Origin of the sequence: Microcoleus sp. AT3-D2 (assembly GCF_036705715.1) — a bacterium.
Classification (GTDB): Bacteria; Cyanobacteriota; Cyanobacteriia; order Cyanobacteriales; family Microcoleaceae; genus Microcoleus.
Genome location: NZ_JAUBVE010000050.1, coordinates 1 through 26,603, shown reverse-complemented (window position 1 = coordinate 26,603; position 26,603 = coordinate 1). Strand labels below are relative to the sequence as shown.

General features: G+C 44.8%; 18 protein-coding genes and 1 pseudogene. 6 read left to right on the top strand and 13 right to left on the bottom strand.

Annotated elements, in window-relative coordinates; translation table 11 throughout:
- Positions 1 to 2: 2 nt before the first annotated feature.
- The 9 genes from QUB44_RS19735 to QUB44_RS19695 all read right to left on the bottom strand — a co-directional run bounded on the left by QUB44_RS19735 (position 3) and on the right by QUB44_RS19695 (position 16,262).
- Complete coding sequence (locus QUB44_RS19735) at positions 3 to 1,223, bottom strand: NAD(P)/FAD-dependent oxidoreductase (RefSeq protein WP_333370009.1); 1,221 nt, start codon at positions 1,221 to 1,223, stop codon at positions 3 to 5.
- 7 nt (positions 1,224 to 1,230) lie between these two features.
- The gene (locus QUB44_RS19730; RefSeq protein WP_333370007.1) at positions 1,231 to 1,599 is read right to left on the bottom strand and encodes an aspartyl protease; all 369 of its coding nucleotides are present in this window, start codon (positions 1,597 to 1,599) and stop codon (positions 1,231 to 1,233) included.
- Positions 1,596 to 1,913 (bottom strand): hypothetical protein, encoded by a 318-nt coding sequence (locus tag QUB44_RS19725; protein ID WP_333370005.1) that lies wholly within the window; start codon positions 1,911 to 1,913, stop codon positions 1,596 to 1,598. Before QUB44_RS19725 ends, QUB44_RS19730 begins: the two co-directional genes overlap by 4 nt.
- 66 nt (positions 1,914 to 1,979) lie before the next feature.
- Positions 1,980 to 2,237, bottom strand: coding sequence for a hypothetical protein (locus QUB44_RS19720; RefSeq protein WP_333370003.1), 258 nt, complete (start codon positions 2,235 to 2,237; stop codon positions 1,980 to 1,982).
- Between the two features lie 241 nt (positions 2,238 to 2,478).
- A complete protein-coding gene (locus tag QUB44_RS19715; RefSeq protein WP_333370001.1) occupies positions 2,479 to 4,143 on the bottom strand; it encodes a response regulator in 1,665 nt (554 codons plus the stop codon).
- Positions 4,140 to 4,544: a response regulator gene (locus tag QUB44_RS19710; protein WP_333369999.1), complete on the bottom strand. Its 405-nt coding sequence runs from the start codon at positions 4,542 to 4,544 to the stop codon at positions 4,140 to 4,142. The genes QUB44_RS19715 and QUB44_RS19710 overlap by 4 nt, the downstream gene beginning before the upstream one ends.
- Before the next feature lie 210 nt (positions 4,545 to 4,754).
- The gene (locus QUB44_RS19705; protein ID WP_333369997.1) at positions 4,755 to 10,778 is read right to left on the bottom strand and encodes an AAA family ATPase; all 6,024 of its coding nucleotides are present in this window, start codon (positions 10,776 to 10,778) and stop codon (positions 4,755 to 4,757) included.
- Between the two features lie 388 nt (positions 10,779 to 11,166).
- Positions 11,167 to 13,074: a 1-deoxy-D-xylulose-5-phosphate synthase gene (gene dxs, locus QUB44_RS19700; RefSeq protein ID WP_333369994.1), complete on the bottom strand. Its 1,908-nt coding sequence runs from the start codon at positions 13,072 to 13,074 to the stop codon at positions 11,167 to 11,169.
- Positions 13,075 to 14,126: 1,052 nt separating this feature from the next.
- Entirely contained in the window at positions 14,127 to 16,262 is a 2,136-nt protein-coding gene (locus tag QUB44_RS19695; RefSeq protein WP_333369992.1) for a protein phosphatase 2C domain-containing protein, read from the bottom strand.
- 334 nt (positions 16,263 to 16,596) lie between these two features.
- On the opposite strand from QUB44_RS19695, the gene QUB44_RS19690 reads away from it, so the two are divergent.
- The 3 genes and pseudogenes from QUB44_RS19690 to QUB44_RS19680 form a co-directional block, all read left to right on the top strand.
- Positions 16,597 to 17,028, top strand: a complete 432-nt coding sequence (locus tag QUB44_RS19690) for an NfeD family protein (RefSeq protein WP_333051437.1) — start codon at positions 16,597 to 16,599, stop codon at positions 17,026 to 17,028.
- Between the two features lie 95 nt (positions 17,029 to 17,123).
- A complete protein-coding gene (locus QUB44_RS19685; RefSeq protein ID WP_333369990.1) occupies positions 17,124 to 18,092 on the top strand; it encodes an SPFH domain-containing protein in 969 nt (322 codons plus the stop codon).
- 197 nt (positions 18,093 to 18,289) lie between these two features.
- Positions 18,290 to 18,535 (top strand): annotated as a pseudogene (locus QUB44_RS19680) (IS1/IS1595 family N-terminal zinc-binding domain-containing protein); the annotation flags it as partial.
- A gap of 141 nt (positions 18,536 to 18,676) precedes the next feature.
- Here QUB44_RS19680 and cimA read toward each other — a convergent pair.
- Positions 18,677 to 20,293, bottom strand: a complete 1,617-nt coding sequence (gene cimA, locus QUB44_RS19675) for a citramalate synthase (protein ID WP_333369988.1) — start codon at positions 20,291 to 20,293, stop codon at positions 18,677 to 18,679.
- A 116-nt stretch (positions 20,294 to 20,409) separates the two neighbouring features.
- Between cimA and QUB44_RS19670 the strand changes: the two genes are divergently transcribed.
- A complete protein-coding gene (locus QUB44_RS19670) occupies positions 20,410 to 20,748 on the top strand; it encodes a 2Fe-2S iron-sulfur cluster-binding protein (RefSeq protein ID WP_333107358.1) in 339 nt (112 codons plus the stop codon).
- Positions 20,749 to 20,899: 151 nt separating this feature from the next.
- On the top strand, positions 20,900 to 21,997 hold the full coding sequence (gene thiO / locus QUB44_RS19665) for a glycine oxidase ThiO (RefSeq protein ID WP_333369986.1): 1,098 nt from the start codon (positions 20,900 to 20,902) through the stop codon (positions 21,995 to 21,997).
- A gap of 74 nt (positions 21,998 to 22,071) precedes the next feature.
- On the opposite strand, the gene QUB44_RS19660 is transcribed toward thiO, so the two are convergent.
- The gene (locus tag QUB44_RS19660) at positions 22,072 to 22,539 is read right to left on the bottom strand and encodes a hypothetical protein (protein ID WP_190734193.1); all 468 of its coding nucleotides are present in this window, start codon (positions 22,537 to 22,539) and stop codon (positions 22,072 to 22,074) included.
- A gap of 109 nt (positions 22,540 to 22,648) precedes the next feature.
- Positions 22,649 to 22,921: a hypothetical protein gene (locus QUB44_RS19655; protein ID WP_333369984.1), complete on the bottom strand. Its 273-nt coding sequence runs from the start codon at positions 22,919 to 22,921 to the stop codon at positions 22,649 to 22,651.
- Positions 22,922 to 23,417: 496 nt separating this feature from the next.
- Between QUB44_RS19655 and QUB44_RS19650 the strand changes: the two genes are divergently transcribed.
- Positions 23,418 to 24,533 (top strand): fatty acid desaturase, encoded by a 1,116-nt coding sequence (locus tag QUB44_RS19650; RefSeq protein WP_333369982.1) that lies wholly within the window; start codon positions 23,418 to 23,420, stop codon positions 24,531 to 24,533.
- Positions 24,534 to 24,745: 212 nt separating this feature from the next.
- On the opposite strand, the gene QUB44_RS19645 is transcribed toward QUB44_RS19650, so the two are convergent.
- Positions 24,746 to 26,494: an ABC transporter ATP-binding protein gene (locus QUB44_RS19645; protein WP_333369980.1), complete on the bottom strand. Its 1,749-nt coding sequence runs from the start codon at positions 26,492 to 26,494 to the stop codon at positions 24,746 to 24,748.
- Positions 26,495 to 26,603: the final 109 nt, after the last annotated feature.

Sequence of the window (26,603 nt, the reverse complement as noted above, 5' to 3'; positions counted from 1 at the left end):
CCTTACAAGTGAAATTTTTTAATCAATTCCTTGATTTTTCTCTGCAAATAACCGCCTAACCCTCGGGAAATTTTCTCAAATTTATAATAAAATAAAATATCCATAACATCTTCAGTTTTCATATACTTTAAATAAGAAATCATTTTATCTGTCAGTTCATCGTTAACATCATCGATATACTTTCTCACCGCCAACCTTTCCGAAATATTCCATTTCTGATCAAACTTGCGGTGCATTTCTGTCTCATAATCCCGAAAATCTGAGATTTCCCCCTCCAAATACCTTTGAATATATTTCCCCGCGATTTGGGCACCATCCATCCCGTGTCTAATGCCTTCGCCGCCCAAAAAATTCACTGTCGAGACAGTATCGCCGATCGCAATTATATTATCCTTGCAATAAATATCCTTCAAACCGCGGCTGTATTTCAGCGTGGAACCGTGTTTGTCAATGATTTTATAACTTTTAGACTTCAAATACTCCTCAATCAGCAAATAAATATACTTTTTCAACGGTTCCAAATTCTTCACAGTTTTCGGATCTAAAAAAATCCTACCCGCACCAACTTTCAGGCGATTTTGTTCCATCGGAAATATCCAAGAATAACCTTTCGGCATCCATTTATCGCCCAAAAAGAAGATTAAATCGCTAGCATATTTATCGTAAACTTCTAGTTCTACTTCAATTAAATATTCTATCCCCGTTCCCGATAAGAAATCTGGCTTATCATTTTCTTTGTCATACATAATCGCCCGAACAAAACCAGTAGCATCAACTAATACTTTAGCGCTCACTTTGACAATTTGACCGTCGGATAGCTGTTTGAATTCTACGATTGTTTCGCCGCTGGCTTGTGAATGTTTTATGTAGCGATAACCCAGCCAAACTTCACTTCCGTTTCCCTGAACTTCACTAGACAGAAATTCTCTAAAGTTAGCAAAATTCAAGACAACTCCCAAACTTTTAGGAGATTCCCAAGTTTGACTGACTTTGCTAGTTTCAATAGTTAGTTTGTGCCAATAACTGCCGATTACCGATTCGGGTAAATCGAATTTTGAGAGGGTTTCTAGAGGCGTGGCGGCGCTGGAAAAGTCATTTTTATCAAAAGTGTCGTTTTGTTCTGCCAGCAAGACTTTGCGACCGGATTTTGCGAGGATTCTTGCACAGTGTCCGCCTGCTGGGCCTGCTCCTACTATTACTATGTCAAAACTTTTTAAATTCATCTTGCTTTTAACTAGCTTCCAATGTCAAAATACCCGCAGCCATATCCACTACTAAGCGTCGATTTTTCAGCCACTGGCGGCCGATTAAAATTTCCGGTACTCCCGCACCTACGTGAACAGGAATGTCAAACTCTTGCTCATCTATTCTGATTTTTCCTGCATAAATATCGAAATCAAATTCTCCTTTAGCTGTTCGCATTGTTTCTTTTTCTACATATGTCCAATCAAGTCCCTCTAAATCCTGGCTGTCCATTGCTAACCAGCCAGAAAAACCTGTATCTAGCAGAGCATCAACAGGTAATTCTAAGCCGTTATCAGCAATCAATTCAATTTCAAAAAATAGCTCATCCTCATCACCAAATGTTCCCTCAATCATATCGTGCCACAAACTCCGGTTTCATTGATCCGAAAGACGTGCGGGATAGCATTGGGATGTTTTTGGCGACACATTTTTCCAGCAGCTAACGAATCTTTTTCGATGAAATATTCCCCGCTATCGGGTTCAACCGCCATGTACCAGTTGTAGTGGGTTTTAATCAATTCTGGTTTGAGGCGATCGAATATAGGTTGACACCGCTGGCGAAATGCGGCTCTTTCAGCGTACCATTGGGCTATTTCTTCTGGAGAAAGTCTACGTTTTGGGTGTAATCTTTTCCGAGGTACTGTGCGAGTTGGGTTGAGATAAGTCATTGTCGATTCTCCTTTGTATCAGATGGTACTATATTAGCTCGTATTTATCACCAAATCTTCCTGCAATCATATCGTGCCGCACGCGCCTGTATCGTTGATGCGGAAAACAAACGGGATAGCATTTGGGTGTTTCTGGCGACACATTTTTCCAGCCACCATATCATCTTTGTCGATAAAATAGTCTCCGCTGTCGGGTTCAACCGCCATGTACCAGTTGTAGTGGGTTTTAATCAATTCTGGTTTTAGGCGATCGAAAATTGGTTTGCAGCGCTGATAAAATGCTTCTCTTTCGGCTCGCCACTGGGCTTTTTTTCTTCTGACCATTGAATCTCTGGGAACAATCTTCCCCGCCTTACAGTGCGATTTACCGTGCGATTTGGTTGCACATTAGTTATAGTTTTTTCTCCCTTATGGTAGCTTTTCTCTATCGTATTGTACCACAAGCTCCGGTTCGAGCTATCCGAAAGATGTGCAATTTAGCTTTGAGGTATTTTTCACGGGCTATCTTGGCAAATAAAATATCATTTCGATCTATAAAATATTCCCCGCAGAGAGTAAGTTTTGGTTAACCACACCGTTTCAGATAGCTTTGGGCAACACCATCGCTGGGATTTCTTTCCAAACACATAGCGAACAGGAATTTGGCATCCTCGATCGAGCCTTGATAGTAGCGAATCAAAGCTAATTCAAAAATCGGTTTCGTTTCCAATTTAGCTTGTTTTTGGGCGGGAGGATCGGCCTCAAATATCTCAAACACCCCCACTTTTTGAGCTTTTCCTCGAACTTGCACCTGAGCGACGAAGCGCAGGGCATACTTCATCGGTTCTTCGAGCGCAGCTAAGGTGGTGTGGGAAATCAGAAACGGAACTTGGTAGACTTTTGTTAACTGTTGGAGGCGCGAACCGAGATTAACTGCATCGCCAATGACGGTGGTATCGATGCGAAAGTTACCGCCTACTGTTCCTAGCCTCAAATTTCCTGTATTGATGCCAATGCCAATTTCTATGGGTTGGCGGTCGAGTAGTTGTCGGCTGAGGTTGTATTCAGCGAGGATTTTCAACATAGTCACTCCTGCATTCACCGCACTATCGGCACTCACTTCAAACAGTGCCATGATTTCATCACCAATATATTTATCAATAAAACCACTATTTTCAATAATTGCAGGTTCCATGCGTCGGAGATAGCCATTGATAAACTTAAACGTATCTTCTGGGGTCATTTGCTCCGAACGGGTTGTGAAAGCACGGATATCGGCAAACAAAACCGACATTTTTTTCTCAATAGATTCTCCCAGTTTAATTTCGTTGATATTTTTTCGAGCCAGAAATTGCAAAAATTGACGCGGAACAAATCGGGAAAAAGCTTCATTAAGTTGGAACAATTCTTGGGTAAACTGTTCTCGTTCGGCTTCAGCTTGTTTGCGTTCGCTGATATCATGGAAAGTCGCGATCGCCTGAGAAATTTCGCTTTTTTTATCCCGAATGGGTGTAGCCGAGACTTCTAAAGGAACGATCCGATCGGGGTAATGAATTTCGAGATCGTCAGCACGAACTGTTTCCCCTGCCAGAGCGCGCACGATCGGCGATTTCTGTGCGGGATATAATTCCTCAGTTCCCCCCTGATAAATTTTGAAATCCGTTGAACTTTGCTCGATTTGGGTTTCAGGTAAAATGTCTAGCTGGAGTAATTCCTTGGCTTTGTGATTGGCATAAGTTATTTTTCCGGCATTCTCGTGAACTGTAACACCAATGGGCATTGCTTCTAAAATCTGAGTCAGGCGACGTTCATTTTCCCGCAGTTGAGCATTCTGTTCTTCGAGTTTTTTGATTCGCCAATACTTGCTGAGAGCTTCTTTAACCGTCAGATGGAGATCCGTAGCATCCCAAGGTTTGGCAATATAACGGTAGAGATTAGCTGAATTCACAGCATTGCCCACTGCATCTGCTGCGGCTTGACCGGTGAGCATAATCTTCAATACATTGGGATATTGGGCATGAATCTGACAGAGGAGTTCGTCGCCTTTCATTCCCGGCATCAGATAGTCAGAAACAACCGCAGCAGTTTCGATACCTTCTGCTTGCAGTTCTTTGATAAGTTCTAGGGCTTCTTCACCGCTTTGGGCCGCTTCAATCTGGTAATCTTGACCGAAGTTTCTTTGTAATTCCTCAGCAAGACCTTCCAACAGCATCGGTTCGTCATCTACCACAAGAATTGCTAGTTCGTTCATCCTAATTTCAGGGCTGTTGTGATGGTTTCGAGCAACTCTTCTTGCCGCCACGGTTTATGAATGCAGCAGTACAGATTAGCTTCCCGCTTGGCTCGTTCAATAGCTTCCCCATCGGCTTGTCCGGTTAACATAATCTTTGTAATATCGGTAATATCGCCGAATTGCTGGTGGACTTGAACTAAAAACTCGTCTCCCCGCATTCCGGGCATCAACCAATCAGAGACAATTACAACAATCTTGACTCCCCCGTCAGTTAGCTCTTCAATAATTTCTAGAGCTTCCTCACCGCTTTCGGCAGCTTCATACAAAAATTGCTCGCCAAAGTGACGGCTAATTTGCTCTTGAAGAGCTTCTAGGATAACTATTTCATCATCAACACAGAGAATTACTACTTCAGTCATATTTTTAGGGTTATCGAATTGATCTCATGTCCGGTCATCTAACCATTAGATGTTTGCAGTAAGGACTTCAGTCCTTTGTTACGGATTTGAGCAAAATGCGGACGCGCATTCCTCACTACAAACCTCTTTTGTTACGGTCAATCGACTGGATATGATATGAAATGCCCGTCAAAAACGAGCTTAAAAAAATCATTGATTTTGTCATCTATATTACCCCATAGGCAGCGTCACCGTGAAGGTAGTTTTGCCACAGACAGATGCAAAGGTAATTGTTCCCTGATGTTTTTCCACGATCTTTCTGACAATATCCAGCCCTAAACCGCTCCCTTCTCCTGCTGGTTTGGTAGTGAAGAAAGGTTGAAAAATTCGCTCTTGAATATCTGGAGAAATCCCACAACCTGAGTCTGTGAGTTCTACTACAATATTTTGCTCTTTCTGATGCACGCCGATTTCCAGTGTCCCTTTGCCATCCATAGCTTGAACTGAATTGTGAATTAAGTTTGTCCACACTTGCACCAGTTCGTCGGGATAGCAAGGAATCTCTGGAACGGGTTGATAGTGACGAGTGACCTCGACACCTTTCTTTAGATAATTGTGATACAATTCGAGCACGGTTTCAATGTTGTCAGTAATCGGGACAGATCGTTTTTCCCCAGTGTGGTCGTAACGAGCGTAGCTCTTGAGGGCGAAGACTATTTTTGAAGCTCGTTCGACGGCGTTGTTAATGTTTTGGCTGTTGGCTTGCAGGCGGGCAATATCGTAGGCAATTTGCACGATTTGGTTGGCTTGGGGCGTTTGCAGCAAAGACAGTTGAGAGTCAAAACTTTGATGTATTCCTCCTTCTGTTAGCAGGTGAGCCAGTTGTTTGGCATTGGCAATGTTATCAGATTCAAGCTGTTGAGTCAGCGTCCGTTTAATTTGGCGTTTTTCGCGGGTACTGAGGCTGGATTGATTGCTCAGAGCTTGTTTGAGGACGCTGAAAAAGTCGGCTTGCTGTTGCTCGGTGAGTTGGGGCAACAGTTGGGGCAGTTGAAACAACGAGGCTTCTAAGGCTTTATCCGTGTTGCCGATCGCGGCGCGAATTGCTCCCAAAGGCGTGTTAATTTCATGGGCTACCCCGGCCACCAGTTGTCCGAGGGCAGCCATTTTTTCCGATTGAATTAGCTCATTTTGAGTGGTTTGGAGAGTGTCGAGGGTGTTTTGCAATTCTCGAGTGCGATCGGCAACTTGATGTTCTAAAGTTCGGTTGTAGTTTTCGAGAATTTTCTGAGCCTGTTTGCGATCGCTGATATCGAAGAAAGCGGCGATCGCATAGGCAATCTTGCCTGTATCATCAAAAATTGGCGTGGTGGAAACTTCTAAGGGAAGTATCTTATCTGGTTGGTGAAGTTCTAAATCGTCAGCTTTGGCAGCTTCACCGGCTAGGGAACGCACGATCGGCAGTTGGTCAGTGGGGTACAAATCCTGGGTGCCGGCACGATAAATTTGATATGCTTTGGCTATTTGCTCGGTTTGGGATTCTGGTGCTATGTTGAGGCCGAGTAACTGTTGTGCTGTCTGGTTGGCATAGTGGAGTTGTCCTGTTGGTGAGTGGATAGCGACACCCACAGGCATTGCTTCTAGGAATTGAGTCAACCGTCCTTCGCTTTCTTTAACTTCGGCGTAGAGTTTGGCATTGGCGATCGCGATCGCGGCTTGTCCCGATAATAGTTGGATAATTTCCAATCTGTCGGGGGTAAAGGCTTCTGTGGTGAGATTATTTTCCAGATAGACAATGCCGCCCAGTTGACCTTGATTAATCAGCGGCGCACATAAGATAGATTTGGTTTTATTCGCTTTGATGTATGGGTCAAGTGTAAATTTGCCTTGATTTGCCGCATCGTTCTTGACAACTGTTTCTCTGGTACGGGCAACATAGTTGACGATCGATGCGGGTAAGCGGTTGTCAATGGGGATTGACTGCAATACGTTGATGCGATCGGAATCCACCTCCCCAGAGGCTTCGATCACCCATTGCCCTGCTTTGTCCAAAATCAGAAAGCCTGTTTGCGCCCCAGCATTTTCGATGAGAATCTTCATCAAGCTGGCAAGTAACTTATCGAGCAGAATTTCAGCGGAAATGGCTTGGGAGGCTTTCATGACGCTGGCGAAATCTAACGCTTCACCTGACTGACTACCACTTGTGGACTTGATAGTTGTCGTGGAGGTAGAGGTAATGCTTCTGGTGGCAGATGATTTGGGAAGTAACTGCGGGTATTTTGCTTCCAAATCCTCGACCTTGGCTTTGGCTCCCCAACGTGTGTAGGCGTAGTGTGCCTCTTTCATATAAGTTTGGGCAATCTTTGTCCTGCCACGCTCTAGATAAAACTTGGCGGCTAATTCATAAGCTAATGCTTCTTCCTGGATATATTCATTTTCCTTAGCACCAGATATAGCTCGTTCATAAAATTCTTCAGCTTCAAGGACTTGACCCAAAACCCGCGCTTTTTCGGCTTCGACTAGATAAAATTTATGCAAAAAATTCATCGGAGCATGATGCGCCCATCTTTGCATCTTTTCTTGGTTAGTATCAATCCGATTAAGCAAAGCTTCTTTTTCAGAATTTAAAGCCTTCGTAAATACGCTCAAATGAGCTAGAGAATCATAGAAATGGAAAAGCGACACAGCCATCATTGCTGTCACATTATCCAAATACTGTTCTGCCAAAACAGCATTTTGTGCAGCTTGACGATAATCATCAAATAAATAACAGAGGATAATCTTATTTAGATATAAGTAGTGCAACTCTGTTCTATCATTTATTTCAATGGCAAGGGGGAGTGCTAGCTCTTCATTGTAAGCATCACCATTTAATAGAGTGGGGTTTTCTTCCTGACCCAGTAAGTTACGAACTGCCTGCAAAAATGTTGCGCTCCAATTAAATGGTCTTTCCCGCCTTATTTGACTAATGGCTTTACTATAGGTCGATATTTTTTGTTCTAGCTCAGTAAGTTCGTGACCGATAAAATATGAATGAGATCCATTGAAAAATGCAGAGTAGCCAGCATATTCAAATTCTCCCATTTCCATCCCGCTTTGATAAGCATCAATCAGAATAGGCAGTGTTTCCTTGAAATGCTCTTTCCAATGGATTATGAAGCCTCCAAACACCTGCAATGTCTTACACTTGATGTCCTTGATATCTAGCAACTCAACTAACTTTAAACTCAATCTACCAAAACTATAACCAGAATCAATGTCTTGAACTACCCCACACAAAATTAATCCGTAACAAGCATAAGCAAATGCAGACCAACGTGAATTACCATATCTGATAGATAAATTCACCTGTTCGCATATCATAAGTATAAACAGTGCTGGCACAGATGCAATAGTACTAGCAACTATACTCGAAAAGATAAGTAGGGCTTCCTGCTTCTCCGGTTCAATCATTAAAGGTAGGTTAATTAAATCTTCAATGTCTTGATCGGCAACGAGTGAAGCCGTTGTTTCGAGTCCTCTTTGAACATCCCACTGGCTCGGATCTTCTGGTAAGCTTATCCCTAATTGTGTCAGTGCGATAAGGCTAATTTTAATTCCTTCTTTTATGTTACTTTGTGCACCAGCAGATTGAATTTTTACATCATAAACTTTTACTTTATCCAGCACAGTTTTAGCACAATTTAGTACTTCTTCTGCCAGTTGTTCCATTTTTGGAAAGTCGCCATTGAGATATGCTGCTTCTGCGGCTTCTTCGTGTAGCGCTAAAGTTAAGTCATAGTTACTCTGCCAACTATCTACATTTAGTAGGTTTAGTCCTGTATTCAAATAGTCAACGGCTGCCACATACGCTGTTGCAGCTTTAGCTTTTTTGCCTGCCATCAAATTTAGTTTGGCAATTTTATCTCGTTCGGATCTATCGGTCACAAGTTCGACGCCTAGATTGAGGTTATCGACGATTTCAAATATCTCCTCTGATAGGGATTTCGCATCTGTATTCTGCAACAGTAGCCGACCAATTTGTAAGTGAACTGCTGTCTTTTGCGCTTCATCAATCAAGGCATACCCTGCTTGTTGAACTCGATCGTGCAGGAACTTGTAATCTTGAATTAACAGTTCTGTATCTAAGTCGGATGTAGGCAGGATTAACCCTGACTGAATTGCCATCACTAGGTCGGGAAAAATTTCCTCTTTTGATTTTTCACAGACAATAGAAATAGTATCTAAGTCGAAATAAGCCCCGACACAAGCTGCCAAGCGTAAAACTTGCTGTGTGGATTCTGGCAGTTTCTTCAAGTTGCCAATCATCAACTCCACTACATTATCAGTAATGTCCTGTGCCTCAATGTTTGAAATATCCCACACGAAGACGTGACGCTGAAAATCAAAAGTTATTAATTTTTCTGCGTGCAGGGTTTTCAGAAATTGATTGGCAAAGAATGGATTGCCAATTGTTTTCCGCTGAACCAGTTCTGCTAAAGGTTTTACCGAATTATTATTACTGTGCAACGTATCAGCAATCAGGCAACTAATATGCTCTAGTTCTAACGGTGCTAAGGTAATAAAGTTGATAGTTGCTCCCCGGTTACGCAGCCCATCAAGCATCATCATTAAAGGATGAGCCGGGTTGACTTCGTTATCCCGATACGCCCCAATTAGGAAGAGATATTGCGTCTCATTATCCACCATCATCCGTTCTATTAACTTGAGCGTAGCAGAGTCTGCCCACTGCAAATCGTCCAGAAAAATAACCAAAGGATGCTCTTTGGTACAAAATGCTCGGATGAACTTACCAAAGACGAGATTAAAGCGATTTTGCGACTCGGTTGGTCCTAACTCAGGCACGGGCTGCTGCTTGCCGACAATCAGTTCTACTTCGGGAATTACGTCAATAATGACTTGACCGTTAGCACCCAATGCTGCTAGAAGTTTTTCTCGCCATTGGGCAAGCTGTGAAGAGTTTTCGGATAAAAGTTGTCGCACTAATCCCTTAAAGGCGCTGACAATAGCTGAGTAGGGAATATTCCGCTGAAATTGGTCAAATTTCCCTTGTGTGAAATAGCCGCGCAGTCGAGTATTTGGTTTATGAATTTCGGCAACTAGGGATGATTTTCCGATACCGGAATAACCCGCTACCAACATCATTTCGATTCCTCTCTCGTACCCCTCGGAGATCCTCCCTCCGTCCCCTTGGGGGGAGCCAGAGGATGCTGCGGTATTCTCTTCTCCGGGCAAATTTTCCGAATTCCCCCGATCTTCGGAGGGTTGGGGGGATCGTCCGCCCCCTGCTGCTACTCGCTCAAATGCTGTTAGTAAAGCTTCAATTTCTGCCTCGCGTCCGTAAAGTTTTTGGGGAATTTGAAACTTATCAGAAATATCATTGGATGCGAGGGAGAAGCAATATATATTTCCTGTTTTCTGTAACTGAGATAGACAATTCTCCAAATCACTTTTGAGTCCCCAAGCACTTTGATACCGCTCCTCTGCAGTTTTTGCCATCAGTTTCATCACAATATCTGAAACCGCTTTGGGAATTTCTGAATTAATCTCACGAGGCGATACCGGCACTTTAGCAAGATGACAATGCACCAATGAGAGCGCATCAGCAGAATCAAATGGTAGCTTGCCGGTAAGTAGTTCGTAGAAGGTGACGCCGAGGGAGTAAAAATCCGTGCGGTAATCTAGGGAACGGTTCATCCGTCCCGTTTGCTCCGGCGACATATAGGCTAAAGTCCCTTCTAAAACATTGGGATTTTTTAGGGTAGGATTTTGGCGGCTTAACTGAGTGGAAATGCCAAAGTCGATGATTTTGAGAATTCCCGTTTCTGGATTGAAGACGATATTTGAGGGGTTGATATCTTTGTGGATAATATTGCTGCTGTGAATTTGACCTAAAATTTCAGTGATTTTGATGGCTATTTTGAGAAATTCAGGGATAGAAAAGTTAGAATTTGACTCAATATGACTGTCGAGCCGTTGTCTCAATGACAATGCACCAAAATCCTCAAGGATGATGACTAATGTTCTTTGATATGGTTCTAATCCATAAGTCTTAACTATCCCCTCTATATCTAAGTTGCAAGTGATTTCATATTCCTGTTTGTATCGAGTGAGTTCCGCAGGTGTAGGATAGTCTTCTTTGAGTACCTTGAGGATAACTGCCCGATCGTCCTGTTCTCGGCTAGCTCGATAGACTGCGGAATTAGCACTTTCGTAGATTTGTGCCAGAATTTGGTATCCAGGAAATTTCATCATAAGTCGCCGTCAAAAATTGTGTGGTAATTGATTGTAAACCTCACCCGGAGAAAGTTTTCCGACATCTGCGTGAGGTTTTTTCGATCGCTTGCACCCAATAATCCGGCTGGATAATGTTTAAACTCCCGATGTCAGGGTTTTATAGTTTAAGAGGCAGTCAAATTGACCACCATCTGTCAAAATAAGAATGTATGGCTGACGGTGTTTTTTCAGTGGGAAACCTCTAACCTAAAATTAGTACGGTGTTTACAGTATAACAAAATATTTTCTTTATTTCAATAACGCGCTTCGCTTCGCCCGCACTCAAAACATTTTGTAGTGAGGACTAAAGCCCTCACTACAAACCTTATATCGACCGGAGGCGATCTTAGCTCCCGATTCTAGATATTTACACGCTGACGGGCGACTGTTTGCGGCTGAATGTTGCCAAAATGCGATCGCACATTTGCGACGGATTTAATCCCAAACTGGCAAATGATTGTTCAGGCGTTGCATGATCTACCAATGTATCGGGTACACCCAACCGCATCACTGGCACGAGGACATTATTGTCGAGCAAAGATTCGGCTACTGCTGAACCGAATCCGCCCATCAAACAGCCTTCTTCCATTGTGACAACTCGCCCGATTCGCTGTGCTAAAGGCAAGATTAGTTCGGTGTCCAAAGGCTTGACAAAACGCGCATTGATGACAGTTGCTTCAATACCGTGCTCGCTCAGAATCTGGGCGGTTTGCATTGCCGGATAAACCATTGAACCGTAACCCAAGATCAGCAAATCGTCGCCGTTGCGGAGAATTTCGGCTTTGCCGATCGGCAATTCTTCCCAACCTTCCTCCATCAAAGGCACGCCGTAACCGTTGCCGCGCGGGTAACGCATGGTGATCGGGCCGCTTGTGTGGTTGATTCCCGTGACTATCATCCGCTGCAATTCTGCCTCATCTTTTGGTGCCATTACTACCATATTTGGCAGGCACCGCAAGAAGGCAATGTCGTACATCCCTTGGTGAGTTGGGCCGTCAGCACCAACAATGCCAGCTCGATCCAAACAGAAGAAAACTGGCAAATTTTGGATGCAAACATCGTGAATTATTTGGTCATAGCCTCGCTGCACAAATGTAGAGTAAATTGCCACAACCGGGCGCATTCCTTCGCAGGCTAAACCAGCGGATAAAGTCACGGCGTGTTGTTCGGCAATTCCTACATCAATGTACTGTTTCGGCAGTTTTTCCTGAAGTTTATCCAGACCGGTTCCGGTTGCCATTGCAGCGGTAATGCCGACAATTTTGGGATTATCTTCTGCTAGCTTGACCAGGGCGTGGGCAAAGACTTTCGAGTAAGCTGGAGGCTTGGGTTTAGTGGAGGGAATGCCTTTGCCGGTGGCTAAGTTAAAAGGATTTTGGGCGTGATATCCTACTTGGTCTTTTTCGGCGATCGCATATCCTTTGCCCTTCACAGTCACAACGTGAACCAGCACCGGTCCTTGGATAGTATGAGCTTGTTTGAAAGTGGTAATTAACTCTTCCAAATTGTGTCCATCTACCGGGCCCATGTAAGTAAAGCCCAATTCTTCAATTACTGCTCCAACTTTCGAGACGGCCAAGCGTTTCATCCCTTCTTTGAGACGTTCCATTTCTGGAGTAAAAGTTTCGCCGACAAAGGGAATGTGTTTGAATTGTTCCTCTAAGTTATCTTTGAGAAATTGCACCGGTGGCGACAATCGCATCTTGTTCAAATAGCGCGTAATTGCGCCGACGTTGGGCGAGATTGACATCTCGTTGTCGTTGAGCACAACTAACAAATTGGTTTTCGGCATATGGCCCGCGTGGTTAATCGCTTCGAGTGCCATGCCACCAGTCAATGCGCCGTCGCCGATGACTGCTACAGTTTTAAAGTTTTCCCCCTTGAGGTCGCGCGCCATCGCCATTCCTAACGCTGCGGAAATGCTTGTGGAAGCGTGGCCTGCGCCGAAGTGGTCGAATTTGCTCTCGCAGCGCTTGAGATAGCCTGCAACGCCGTCTTTTTGGCGTAGGGTGTGGAATTGGTTGTAGCGGCCGGTGATTAATTTGTGAGGATAAGCTTGGTGGCCGACATCCCAAGTAACTTTGTCGCGATCGAGGTCGAGTGTTTGGTAGAGTGCTAAGGTCAGTTCGACTACACCCAATCCTGGGCCGAGGTGACCGCCGCTAGCGGCTACAGTTTCTAAATGCTTTTCTCGAATTTGTCGGGCAATTTGTTCGAGTTGATGAATCGAGAGGCCGTGTAATTGGTTTGGGTGAGTCAGTTCGCTGAGATGCATATTTTAAAATCTTGCTCCTGTGAATCAGGACGAATCCTTAACAGATATAGGTTGAGCCTGCGACGTTGGGTACGGGCAAACGTTAGAATAGTTTAACGGTTATTTGAGAAAAACTGTTAGGCGTAAGATTTTTGTTATTTTTGACCTGGTAATTATAGTTAATAAATTGTGCGCCGTCAATATAAAAAAAGCTTATGTTGTTAGTTGCTAAGCTGTTCGGCATTTAAAAGACGATAGTAGGGTGCGTCATTACAGAAGTGTTTCCCGCATAAGCGCGTAAGTGTTCACTCCTGACGCACCATACAAGCCTCGTTACTGGTTTAAATGCTCCACAGCTTAATCGCTAATTGTTAGTTGAACTGGAATTATTAGGAATTTTAAACTGCTTTTTGTAGCGATGACTGACTTTTTAGCCATCTTGTTTCTGCAAGCGGACTATGATAAAAAATTATTAACTGTGATGGAGCATCTCATATTTGTAAAAACACTTCTTCTGGCTCCTTCCTTCTGCCTCAAAACTTTAATTTCTAGCTGGGCTGCAAAAGTGAGATGCTCCCCTGTGAAGTGTGATTTATATACAGCGTATTCCAGGTTTATGAAGTACACACTCCTAACCAGGTTTCTTTAAAGTTCTCGCATCCTTACTGATTCTGTTCAAAAAACCCGGTTGATCGCGATCTACATCTACATGGAATATGCTGTAAATCAACGACCTCTACCAGAAATCATTCCATTTACACTGGGAAAGTTTTCCCGAATTTGGATATAGCAATCCTAAGTGATTTTCTATATCTGTAAAATCTGAAAGTCTTGCTATACAAGAAGTCTAGGAAGACAAGAGGGCGTTGTGTTGTGAGGCTCAAATCGGATTGCTATAGTAGATAAGCTGTCGCGCATTTAAATTGTATCTTCAGGACGGGCGGGATGCCCAACCCACAAGACTTTAATTTTTTTTGACATACAATTTAAATGCCGCCACAGCTTAGCTCAACTCTCGAAGCATTGTTTTGTATGCTCAAAAGTCGATTCGGGCGACGGCGAGAGACTCTCCCTTACTCCGCTGATGGCAAAGGAGTTTCCGCTTCTTCAGGCGGCGGAATTTCCGCAGGAGTCGATTCGGGCGCCGGCGAGAGACTCTCGCTATCGGGCGGCGGAATTTCAGCAGGAGTCGATTCGGGCGACGGCGAGGGACTCTCGGCCCCGGGCGAGGGAGTCTCCGAAGGAATCGGGGCGGGAGTTTCCGGCGGGGGAACTTGTGCGGGATCTGGCTGGGGGCTTTGGAGGCTTTGCACCCACAAACCTAAACCGCCGCCGGCTAATATCAGCCCCAACACAGCCAGTAGGGGCAGCGGCAGCTTGGAGCGCCGTTTTTGAACGGGTTCCGGGGCGGGGGAAGTTTCGGGGTACAACAACTGTTTGGACGATTCTGAAAGCTGAGATTCTGGAATCCTCCCGGACTTCTGGAGGGATGCCGCGAGGGAAGGCGGCAGCGACACCGAGGCTGACACTGGCGCTGACGCCGTCGCTGACGCCACCGCCGGATCAAACAGTACCAATCTCTCCGGCGACATCCGACAGTGAGTCGCCACCACGGAGGTGTTGTCATAACCGTTTTTCTCGTTGGCGAGACGAATCCAAGACTGAACTGCGGCTTCCAAAGACATTTTGCCCTCAAGCACCTCTGGGCCGTAATTCTCCCAAGATTGCTCTACCCAGTCGTTGTCGCTCAAACCGTCGGAACACAGCAGCAGTAAGCCTTCCTCTTCGATAATAAATCGCTGAATCGTCGGGCGCAGGAAATCGGCATCCCGCGTGCCCAAAGCTTGAGTCAGGGCTCCTGCATCGGCTCGCAGTTGAGTCTCCCAGTATAAACAATGTCCTAGCTGGACTTCCCTTGAGGCTACGTCGTCGTCCACAGTCAGCCGGTGACAGTAATTTCTGCCAATCCAATAAGCGCGGCTGTCTCCAACATTGACTAAATAAAGTTCGTGACTGTTATTCGAGGGCAAATCCTCGGATATTTTCACTTTTTGAGGCAACTGGAGGGCCATCACCAAAGTCGTCCCCATCCGCTGCCGCAACTCTTTTCCCTGCTCATTATTTTGAGCAGAAATCACATTATTCACAACTCTGACTATTTCTTCGAGTTGCTTGATGACCATTGTTGGCGTCATCAACTCTTCTTGTTCAGCAATTTCTGCGAGCAAATTTTGGATTAAAGCTTTCAGGGACTGGACGGCTAATTGACTGGCAACTTCTCCTCCTTCGTGCCCTCCAACCCCGTCGCAAACCATTGTCAAGTAAGGAATTAGTTTGTCGCCCCCTGAAGTTTTGCTAAATTGAAAATCAGCAGCAACCGGATAGCAACTGTCTTCATTTTGGGAGCGCTGTGGCCCGGTATCAGTCATGCCGACTACTTCTAAGTGCAGAGGCAATTTAGCGGCTTGTTCTAATAGTAAATCGTTTAGTTCCAGGGCGATCGCGTCGAAATTCATGCTGCTGCGGCGCATAAACTGACAAATCTCTCCGAGTTTCGACTGCACCTCGGGTTGCGCTGATTCCACCAAACCTGACCACACATCTCCCAAATCCCGCAGCGTCGGTACAAAATTGCCCCGGTGCAGTTCCAGCAGGCGTACCCGCCAACCTTCCACCCGCAAATTTTCCGGCACCAGCAAACTCGAAGCGACTCCCTGTTCCGATAGCGGCGTCCACAGTTGGAGCATTTGCCACAGCCAGTAAACTTGGCGCGTGGCGGTTGTCCCAGACCAAGCTTGTAAAATAGAAGGATACAGGCTGCCGAAATTATTGATTGGCACATTTTCCAACAACAGCACCTCTGCCGCTTCCGGTGCTTCCCCCAAGGCACAATAACCGTATACTTCCGGCGTATGCAGCCGTTGGGGATACAAATGCAGGTAAGGCATAATCGTATCCGGCAGTTGTTCCGGGACGCTCGGAGGCAAAGCTGGACGGCTGTCGAGCCAGATTTGGGGTGCAATGACAAAGTATCGATCGGCTATTACCTTCCCCGTCGGCACTTCCTCGGCTGCTTGCCCCACCACCCACACATAGCGATAAATTAAATCGGTTTCGCACGCTGCACAGTGCTGGCGGCCAAAGGTATTGCGGGGATCTGGACAGCTAAGATTCGGGCAATAAATGGGTTCGGAGAAACTGCTGATCATATCGAAATAGTTTGTGTAAAAACATTCTGAAGATATATGATTCGCAAGCCCAAATTCATGAGCTTGAGAATAAACTGATTTTAGGCCCTATCAATTTCTTAACTGCCTTTGGGCCCCTAGAAATTGTAGTTTCTGCCAGTCTGCACCGGCTAAAATTGTAATCTAAGTTACTAAACTCTGACTTGGAGTACGATGGAAGCCTCAACCTGGTACCGCTGCGCGAAAAATCGCTCTGAGGGCTTGCAAGTGGCAAACCCTTGCATAGTCAGTTGTTTGCATTTCTTAAATCATAAATTTCCAATCTAAGATCTAAATAGTATCACCTATTCTTTTTATGATCTTGACTCCGACGCTCCTTTGGCTGATAGCTGGGTCTTTGCTCTGTTTGGCAGAGCTATTTCTCCCGACTGCTTTTGTCGCTTTTATGATGGGACTGAGCGCCTTCGCCGTAGCTGGATGCTCTCTAGTTCTACCTTACGTTAATTTACAAATATTCCTGTGGATGGTATTTTCGACCGTTTTTGTGCTGCTGTCTCGGCGGTTGATACCAAAAGGCACGGCAAGGGCGATCGCAGATTCTCAGGAAGCAAAAACTTTAACAGAAATTCCCCCCGGAGAAGCCGGCCGAGTCATTTATGAGGGGAATTCTTGGCAAGCTCGCTGCGAAGACACGAAGGCCACTATCCCCCCCAACCAAAACGTAATTGTCGTGGGACGAAAAGGCACTACTCTGATAGTTTTGCCAGAAAATCTCTTGCATTCTTAAACAAAATGCGTAATTAATCACAGACAATTAGTAGTTAGTCATCAGTCTTTAGTCAACATTTAACAGTCAACACTCAATATTTATAGGAGGCGACCGTGGAACAATTTTTTTTACTTGTATTTTTAGCACTGGGCGGCTCAGCCCTTGCAGGTTCCGTCAAGATTATCAATCAGGGAAATGAAGCGCTGGTGGAAACTTTAGGTAAATACAGTGGCAGGAGACTGGAACCCGGTTTGAATTTTGTCAAGCCGTTTCTCGATCGCGTCGTGTACGAGCAAACCATTCGGGAAAAAGTCTTAGATGTTCCCCCGCAAGCTTGTATTACCCGCGATAACGTTTCCATCACCGTTGATGCTGTGGTTTACTGGCGCATTGTAGACTTGGAAAAAGCCTGTTACAAAGTAGAAAATCTCCAGTCAGCAATGGTAAATATGGTGCTGACTCAAATTCGCGCCGAAATGGGTCAACTGGATCTCGAACAAACCTTTACTGCTCGTTCTCAAATTAATGAAATATTGCTCAGAGATTTAGATCTTGTTACCGATCCTTGGGGAGTGAAAGTAACGCGGGTAGAATTGCGCGATATAGTCCCTTCTAAAACTGTACAGGAATCGATGGAATTGCAGATGGCAGCCGATCGACGGAAGCGGGCGGCAATTCTGACTTCCGAGGGAGAACGCGAGTCAGCAGTTAACAGCGCCAAAGGTAAAGCAGAAGCGCAAGTTTTGGATGCAGAAGCGCGCCAAAAAGCGACTATTTTGGAAGCGGAAGCTCAACAAAAGGCGATCGTCTTGAAAGCTCAAGCAGAACGCCAAAGCCAGGTTTTGAAAGCTCAAGCTACTTCTGAGGCCTTGCAAATAATCGCCAAAACTCTGCAAAATGACCCCACTGCCCGGGAAGCTTTACAATTTTTGTTAGCTCAAAACTATCTGGATATGGGTCTAAAAATTGGCACCAGCGACAGCACCAAGGTGATGTTTATGGACCCGCGCAGCATTCCCGCTACGCTCGAAGGAATGCGATCGATAGTTGGGGAAGGTAATGATAATGAGGTGAAAAAGTAGTCTTAGCTAGAATGGGCAATTGAAAGAGACTGGTAACTCTGTATGAGGGATGAAACTCCTCATACAGAGTTAGCATAAATAGCCAAAATGATTGTGCCATCACGCACCACATTATTAAATAATCGGCGTTGCTGAATTAAGATAGAATTGATGCTGAGAGCAATTCACAAAAAACAATTTAACACAAGTCATATTCTATGAAATGTCCTGAATGTAAGTCAACTCATATCAATAAAAATGGGCGTAAAAAAGGTAAGCAGAACTACCTGTGTGTTACCTGTGGTAGACAATTTATAGACTGCTATCAACCGCACAGAGGTTATGCCCAAGAAGTGAAAGATGAATGCCTAAAAATGTATGTTAATGGCATGGGTTTTAGGGAGATTGAAAGAGTCAAAGGGGTACATCATACAACAATTATGAATTGGGTTAAACAACTAGGATAACTCACAGCCCATAAAATCCTTATTAAGAATGATGCAAAATCTCAGGTTTCACCCTTTTTAAATTGGCTAACTCTATCTTGAAATCGCCTGATATCTATGTAAACATCGATATTCAGGCAACTTCTCTTTGCCGTCAACCTAATAACTCGAAACAGTTAAAACGATCGCCTCCCTATCTCCCAACACCAAACCATACTCCAAACCCTCAACAACCGCTTGATAAGAAGCATCCAAAATATTACCAGAAACCCCAACAGTCGTCCAGCGGTCTTGACCGTTGCTAAACTCAACCAACACGCGAGTTTTAGCAGAAGTTCCCGCACATCCGTCCAGAATCCGCACCTTATAATCTGTTAAGTTAAAATCAGTAATTGCCGGATAAAAATTCCGCAAAGCCTTCCGCAAAGCCGCATCAAGTGCCGAAACAGGCCCGTTTCCTTCCGCGCATTCCAGAATATCTTGACCGTTAACAGTCACCTTCACCGTTGCTAAAGAATTAACTGTTTCCTCCCTACCTTTATCGCAGTGAACTTGAAAACCTTTGATTTCAAATAAATGCTTGCGCTTTCCCAAAGCCTCTCGCATTAACAATTCAAAAGAAGCTTCTGCACCCTCAAATTGATATCCCTGACTTTCCAAATCTTTCAATTTTTCCAAAATTTGGCGGCAAGCAGGATTTTTGCGATCGAGCTCCATGCCAAAAGTGCGCGCCTTCGCCAAAACATTGCTCAAACCCGCTTGATCCGAAATCACAATTCGCCGCCTGTTGCCAATTTTTTCCGGTTCCAAATGTTCGTAAGTTAACGGATTTTTCTCAACAGCCGATACGTGGATTCCGCCTTTGTGAGCAAAAGCCGAAAGGCCGACAAAAGGAGCATGATCATCGGGAGCAAGATTGACAATTTCACTAATCGAGCGACTTACTTGAGTTAATCTAACTAATTGCTCGTCTTCAATGCAATTCTGACCCAACTTTAGCTGAAAATTAGGAATTAAGGAACATAAATCGGCATTTCCGCAGCGTTCGCCGTAACCGTTAATAGTTCCCTGTACCATCCTCACTCCTTCCCGCACAGCAGCCAAAGCATTAGCAACCGCAACTCCCGAGTCGTTGTGAGTGTGAATTCCTAATTGTAAAGATTTTTCGCGATTGGTTCCTAAAGCTTCTAAAACATCGCGAACAACCTGACTGACTTCATGAGGTAAAGTACCGCCGTTAGTATCGCAAAGCACTAGCCATTCTGCACCGGCATCGGCGGCTACTTCTAAAGTTTTAATAGCATAATCTCGATTGTGTTTGTAGCCGTCAAACCAGTGTTCGGCATCGTAAATAACGCGCCTTCCCTGACTCCGCAAATATTCAATTGTATCTCGAATCATCGCCAGATTTTCTTCTAGCGTTGTCTTCAAACTTTCAATAACGTGCAAATCCCACGACTTGCCAAACAACGTCACCCAACGAGTACCGGCGGACAAAATAGCCTGCAACATTTCATCATTAGCTGCCGTAGTTCCCGGCCGCCTAGTCGAACAAAAAGCTACAACTTCTGCTTGAGTTAGGGGCTGTTCTTTGAGACGCCAAAAAAATTGTACGTCTTTAGGATTAGCCCCCGGCCAGCCGCCTTCAATAAAGGGAATTCCTAAACTGTCTAACTGTCGAGCAATTCGCAGTTTGTCTTCGAGAGATAAGGAGAGTCCCTCGCACTGAGCACCGTCTCGCAGCGTGGTATCGTAGATCCAGAGCCGATTTGTCATGGGAAATTGCGATGAGAAATTGGTAATATATCAGTTACCATATTAGATGAATTTATTGGAATTTAATGCGATAATATATAGGAAAATTAACATAAATCTAACTGGGGTAAATTGCTGTGGTCAAGGTACAAGCGCAAGGAAAAACATTTGAGTGCGATCGCGGAGCGAATCTCCGTGAAGTATTGCTCAAAAACGGCATCGATCTCTACAACGGCAACGCCAAAGTCATCAACTGCCACGGCCTCGGCACTTGCGGCACCTGCGCCGTCACTGTCGAGGGCGAAGTTTCCGAGCCCCAGTGGCGCGAAAAAGCCCGACTTTCGGTTCCTCCCCATTCTCCCGCCTCCAATCGCCGTTTGTCCTGCCAAACCAAGGTTTTAGGCGATATTAAAGTGACAAAGTATGACGGTTTCTGGGGTCAAGGTTCTGAAACTGTCTGGAAACCCCAAGCATAGATTTTTTGTTAAGGAAGGCAGATAGGACGATCGCCTTGCCAGATAATCTGTAAGACTTGTGCAAGAATTCTAACTGTAAGGTGCACACGGGGCACCTTACCATAAAGAAACCTGAGAGGTCAAAAAAGCCAGAAAGTCCATATAAAAGTTAATGAATTCATCTAAAGATATTCTGATTATTGGCGGCGGAATAATTGGTCTTTCGCTAGCAGTAGAACTGAAATTGCGAGGCGCATCTGTCGCGGTTATCACCGCCGATTCTAAACAACCGACGGCCCGGGCTGCTGCTGGAATGCTGGCCCCGCAAGCCGAACGAATTCCCCCCAGTCCGATGCTGGATTTGTGCTTGCAAAGCCGCGCACTGTATCCTGCCTGGGTGGAACGGCTAGAAGATATTACCGGATTGAAAACGGGATATTGGCGATCGGGAATTCTCGCACCAGTTTGTCAAAATGAGCCTCAAGAAAAGCCGTTTTCGTCAAACCTTAATTATCAATGGTTGGACAGAGATACTGTTCGACAGCACCAGTTTGGATTAGGTCAAGAAGTAATTGGCGGTTGGTGGTATCCTGACGACGCTCAAGTTGACAACCGCGCTTTATTTCGGACGCTTCAGGCCGCAACTAAAGAATTGCAGATTGAGATTATTCAAGGCAATGTAGGAGAAATTATTCGGCAGGGAAATCGAGTTGTTGGCATTGAAACAACAGCAGGAAAATTGCAAGCCGACCGTTATGTTTTGGCTGCGGGTGCTTGGTCTGAGCAGTTATTGAATGTTCCTGTTTTTCCAAGAAAGGGACAAATGCTGTCAGTATGTGTACCAGAAGATTGTGGAGTTATCCAGTCCCTGCAAACCGTTCTATTCGGGACTGGGATTTATATTGTGCCGCGTCAAGATGGCAGAATTATTATTGGTGCAACTAGCGAAAATGTGGATTTCACGCCGGGAAATACGCCTGCGGGAATCCAAAGTTTGCTAGCAGGAGCGATTAAGTTATATCCCGAATTAAAAAATTATCCGATTCTGGAGTTTTGGTGGGGATTTCGGCCAGCTACTCCTGATGAGTTGCCGATTTTGGGTGCTAGTGCTTGGGAGAATTTGACATGGGCTACGGGGCATTACCGCAATGGCATTTTGTTGGCTCCGGTGACGGCTAAATTGTTGGCGGATTTGATGTGGGAGCAAAAGTTAGATCCGTTATTGGCTGCTTTTCATTATTCGAGGTTTGAAGCTTCAGCACGTACTTGAACCTCTATACGTAGGGTGCAGCGTACCTTACTGCTATAATAGGCGCATCCAACCATTTTTTGGTAAATATTGAATTAGTTGGCATCCTGTTTTTTGGGTTGGTTTAATTCCCTGCATTTAGCGGCAGCCAAATCGTAAGCATTTTGGTAATCGCTACCGCCTAACATCAAATCGCCGTAATATTCATAAGGTTGATTGCCATAAATCGGCAGCGGGTCGTCTTCAGGATAATCTTCTTTTGATTCTTCTAGGATTGCTTTGAGTTTCTTGACGCTGAAGCGCTGGACTGGGAAGTAATGAATGTCTTGAGCGATGAAACCGAGATGGGGAAATGTTGGGTCAACAATTCGCTCGTCGAGTTCAATCCAGCTATATTCGATGGGTTTATATGGCACTCCCGGCACAGCTAAAAAGCCTTGAACATAAATCGCGCCCTCGGTGGCTAACGCTGCTTTACAAGCGTTGTCAAAGCAGTTTTTACGGTTGCTTTTGATGCGAGCGGCCATTTCAATAGAAAGCGTCTCATCTAATAGTTCGGTCATAATCCCTTCTTGTGGCGTGTGCGATTAGATTGTAGCAAATCCGAGCTATCTCCGAGCACAAAAAACGCAGGCAATTGCGATCGCTCCTCAAATTCTCTTCTCAAGGAGTTTAGCCAAAATCCTCTGCGGTTCTGGATGTTGTGTCAGCTTTGGTTTCCGGGGCGGGCTGTTTGTCGATCGCCCCTATAGCCCGCCAATAAAACGTTTTCGCGAGTAGCCCAACTTTTGAGCGTGCGATCGAGTTAGGGTAGAGCCCGCAACGGTAAAGTGTGGCACAGACGATGCAAGCAAAAATAGCGGCATACATCACCGAATGGCGATCCGCATCACTTGCAATTTTTAACTGAATTATCGGTAACAGATTATCTGCAACTACGGTCAATAGAGCTATCCGCTATCTCAAATTTGCTTCAAATCATTGGGTTCTACAATTCCACCAAAGAAATTATTATTCTGCTAATCGGTGACGGTCAAATAGAAATCGATTTACTGCAACGATTAGCAATTACTCCTGCCGTTTGTTATGACTTACATCTTGCACCATTCTCGCTTCACAGGCCCGAAAGGCCTGTGAAGCGAAGAGTGATTTTATTGTGGGGAGTAGGGGTTGGGCTCTTCTAGCCCGCCAATAAAAGGCTAGTTGAGAATGGTGCAATATCTCAGCTATGATTAAGTACGTCAACGCTGGGATGAATTTCAGCTTGCCGAGACAACCCAAAAGAGGAGCTAATGAACTCAATATTATCAGCAGGTTTGTAAAGCAGGGGTTGAATTTCAACCGCAATTAACCCAATTGCCTGCAACAAAACAATGCCACAAATAGCCATCCTATCCTGATGCTAACCTAAGCACTTATCCACACACCATAGATATACTGAATGAAAAGCGCGATCGAAAAGTCGGATTTTGTGCTAGCTCCTTATATGAAAAGCAACAACTTGAAAGCTAGTTGCCAAATACTCAATACAGTGATTCCTTATACATTTTTATGGTTTTTAGCCTTTAAAGCTGCTGCCATTTCTGTATTCCTGCTGCCGCCGATAATGGTGTTGATGACACTTTTTTCAGGACGTTGTTTCTCTTTGATGCACGATTGCGGACACTATTCTCTTTTTAGTTCCAAAAAAGTCAATCGCATTATGGGTTTTCTGCTAGGTATCATCAATGCGATTCCTCAGTACCCCTGGTCGAGGGGACACGCTTATCACCACAAACATAATGGTAATTGGGATATGTACCGAGGCCCTTCGGCGTTGATATCCACCGAAAAATTTGCGGCGCTAAGCCCCTTTAGTCAAAAGATGTATCAATTACTCAGACACCCCTTGATGCTGTTTCCCGGTGGTTTTTTCTATCTAATTATTAAGCCAAGACTCGCGCTGCTATTGGGAATTACGGGTTTTATTCGACATATTTTTGCTTGTCTCAATCAAGATTTTGGCATGGGTTTATCTGCAATTATTGCTTCTTATAAATCCAAACATTGGTATACGACGGCTGAGTTTTGGGATTTACTGTTCAACAATATTTGTGTTATTGGTAGCTGGATTTATCTGAGCAACTTACTGGGGTTTGGCTTTTTCTGGAGTGTTTACTCAATTGTCATGACCTGTTCAGCAGCGATATTTATCTGTATTTTCTTTGTTCAGCATAATTTTGACGGTTCCTACGCTCATAAAGCCGAAGGTTGGGACTATCTTCTCGGCGCAATTGAAGGCAGTAGTTACTTAAAATTACCGACTATTCTCAATTGGTTTTCTGCTGATATTGCTTACCACAATATTCATCATCTCTCTGAGCGAATACCTAACTATAATCTTCAAGCTTGTCACAATGCTAATATTCACCTGCTGGCTAATTCAAAAGCCCTGACAATTCGCGATATTCCTGACTGCTTCAAATTCATTCTTTGGGATGCTGCTTCAGATAGTCTGCAATCAATTAAATTGTTTCAACAACCAGAAGAAATTCCCTTCAGTAATGTAGCTAATTAAAATCGGGAGGGAAGAAATTTGGTTGCTCCTTGATCCCAAAAATCCTCTGATATCGTTTCCGGTTGCACCGGAATTATATAGAGGACACGGCAGTGCCGTCTCCCTACGCGGATTAATTGTAGGGACACGGGACACTCACGGTGTCGAAAGCTGTGGGTAATATTAATTCCGAGGCTACCGGATTTGGTATAACTCAAAGTATCTGTCACTTGTCAATGCAGCAATTCCTCTAATTTTTGCTGGTTCCACAAATACTGATAAAGCCCTGTTTGCCCTACCAATTCAACGTGAGTGCCACTCTGAACTATTTCTCCTCTCTCCATCACAAAAATGCGATCGGCAGTAGCCGCCGCTGACATTTGATGGGAGATAAAAATTACTGTTTTGCGATCGGTTCCCGTTGCCAAGTTTTGCAAAATGTCGGTAGCAGTTTGATTGTCAACGCTAGAAAGAGCGTCATCCAAAATTAACACCGGGGCGTCAACTAACAAAGCGCGAGCAAGTGCCGTCCGCTGCCGCTGTCCGCCGGATAAAGTAATGCCGCGCTCGCCAACAACTGTTTTGTACTGCTGCGGAAAGTTGAGGATTTCGGCGTGAATTTGCGCTTGTTTTGCCGCGGCTTCAATCTCCGGCTGTTCCGCTAAAGGGTTTCCGTAGCGGATGTTATTCTTGATGGTAGTGCCGAACAGAAAACTTTCTTGCGGAACGTAGGCGATCGCCCCGCGCAATTCGGTCAATTTTACCTTGGTAATATCCTGTCCGTCTACAAATAACTCGCCCGGATCGATATCTAGCAAGCGTGGCAGTGCATTAGCTAAAGTTGATTTTCCCGACCCGATCGCCCCAACAACTGCGACAGTTTCTCCCGGTTTTATGGTAAAATCAACATTTTTAAGCGCGGGTGTCTTAGCGCCCGGATAAGTATAATTTAGATGGCGAGCCGCAATTTCGCCTTTGACTGGAGTTGCAAGTTCAACTGCATCGGGAGCATCCTTAATTTGCGGTTCCACAGTCAGAATTGATTCGATGCGATCGACACTCACTTCTCCCCGCTGATAAGCAGTAATTGTGAAACCCAACAGCGCCGTCGGAAACACCAAACGCTCGACATAAATCAGCAACGCCACAAAATCGCCAATGCTAATTTGACCATTAGCAATTGCCCCGCCACCAGCAGAAAGCAGCACCAACAAACTGATACTTGCCAAACCGCCCAGCAGCGGAAAAATAAAGTTTCTAGTTTTTGCTAATTCCAAATTTGCTGATAGCAACTGTGCGTTGGAATTACGAAAAGCTCGGCGTTCGTTCTCTTCTTGAGCGTAGATTTTAATTACGGAAATCCCGCTCATATCCTCCTGAATCAAATCGCTCATCGCCGACAATTCCTCTTGCACGGCTAACTGTTGGATGCGAAGTTTGTCGCTAAATAACTGCACCAAAACCAGCATTAAAGGATAAACGGCGATCGCAAACAGTGTCAGCTTTACATTAATCCCCAGCATCACCGGTAAAGTCAAAGCATAGGCAAATGCCGTATTCGCCAAACTCAGCACCGCAAACCCCACCAAGCGCCGAATATTGTCCAAATCGGAAGTAGCGCGGTTAATTAAATCCCCTACCGTATTAGCGGCAAAATAAGACGGTTCTAATGTTAATAAATGGTTAAAAATTTGCTGTTTGAGGTCAAATTCTACTTGACGCCCCACGCCAAACAGCAGAATCCGCGACACCATCCGAATTACCCACATAATTGAGGCGAGAATCAGAATTAGTGCCACGAAGTTGAAAACTTCGTCAAATTTTGTCGCCACTTGGAGAGTGTCAACTGAATTCCGAATCAGCAGGGGAATGTAAACGCCCACAGCATTGACAATTAACAGCGAAAAAATGCCCCAGAATGTCGGTTTCCAGTGCGGGCGCATATAAGAGCCGAGTTTTTGCAGTCGAGAATAACGAGCCATTTGTTAGTGCGTAATTTGAGATTGATTGAGGAAAGGAAGAAGGAAGAAGGAAGAAGGAAGAAGGAAGAAGGAAGAAGGAAGAAGGAAGAAGGAAGAAGGAAGAAGGAAG

Excerpts from the sequence above, each read along its gene's own strand:
- QUB44_RS19735 (WP_333370009.1), bottom strand. The coding sequence starts at position 1,223 with ATGAATTTAAAAAGTTTTGACATAGTAATAGTAGGAGCAGGCCCAGCA.
- QUB44_RS19730 (WP_333370007.1), bottom strand. The coding sequence starts at position 1,599 with ATGATTGAGGGAACATTTGGTGATGAGGATGAGCTATTTTTTGAAATT.
- QUB44_RS19725 (WP_333370005.1), bottom strand. The coding sequence starts at position 1,913 with ATGACTTATCTCAACCCAACTCGCACAGTACCTCGGAAAAGATTACAC.
- QUB44_RS19720 (WP_333370003.1), bottom strand. The coding sequence starts at position 2,237 with ATGGTCAGAAGAAAAAAAGCCCAGTGGCGAGCCGAAAGAGAAGCATTT.
- QUB44_RS19715 (WP_333370001.1), bottom strand. The coding sequence starts at position 4,143 with ATGAACGAACTAGCAATTCTTGTGGTAGATGACGAACCGATGCTGTTG.
- QUB44_RS19710 (WP_333369999.1), bottom strand. The coding sequence starts at position 4,544 with ATGACTGAAGTAGTAATTCTCTGTGTTGATGATGAAATAGTTATCCTA.
- QUB44_RS19705 (WP_333369997.1), bottom strand. The coding sequence starts at position 10,778 with ATGATGAAATTTCCTGGATACCAAATTCTGGCACAAATCTACGAAAGT.
- dxs (WP_333369994.1), bottom strand. The coding sequence starts at position 13,074 with ATGCATCTCAGCGAACTGACTCACCCAAACCAATTACACGGCCTCTCG.
- QUB44_RS19695 (WP_333369992.1), bottom strand. The coding sequence starts at position 16,262 with ATGATCAGCAGTTTCTCCGAACCCATTTATTGCCCGAATCTTAGCTGT.
- QUB44_RS19690 (WP_333051437.1), top strand. The coding sequence starts at position 16,597 with ATGATCTTGACTCCGACGCTCCTTTGGCTGATAGCTGGGTCTTTGCTC.
- cimA (WP_333369988.1), bottom strand. The coding sequence starts at position 20,293 with ATGACAAATCGGCTCTGGATCTACGATACCACGCTGCGAGACGGTGCT.
- thiO (WP_333369986.1), top strand. The coding sequence starts at position 20,900 with ATGAATTCATCTAAAGATATTCTGATTATTGGCGGCGGAATAATTGGT.
- QUB44_RS19660 (WP_190734193.1), bottom strand. The coding sequence starts at position 22,539 with ATGACCGAACTATTAGATGAGACGCTTTCTATTGAAATGGCCGCTCGC.
- QUB44_RS19650 (WP_333369982.1), top strand. The coding sequence starts at position 23,418 with ATGAAAAGCGCGATCGAAAAGTCGGATTTTGTGCTAGCTCCTTATATG.
- QUB44_RS19645 (WP_333369980.1), bottom strand. The coding sequence starts at position 26,494 with ATGGCTCGTTATTCTCGACTGCAAAAACTCGGCTCTTATATGCGCCCG.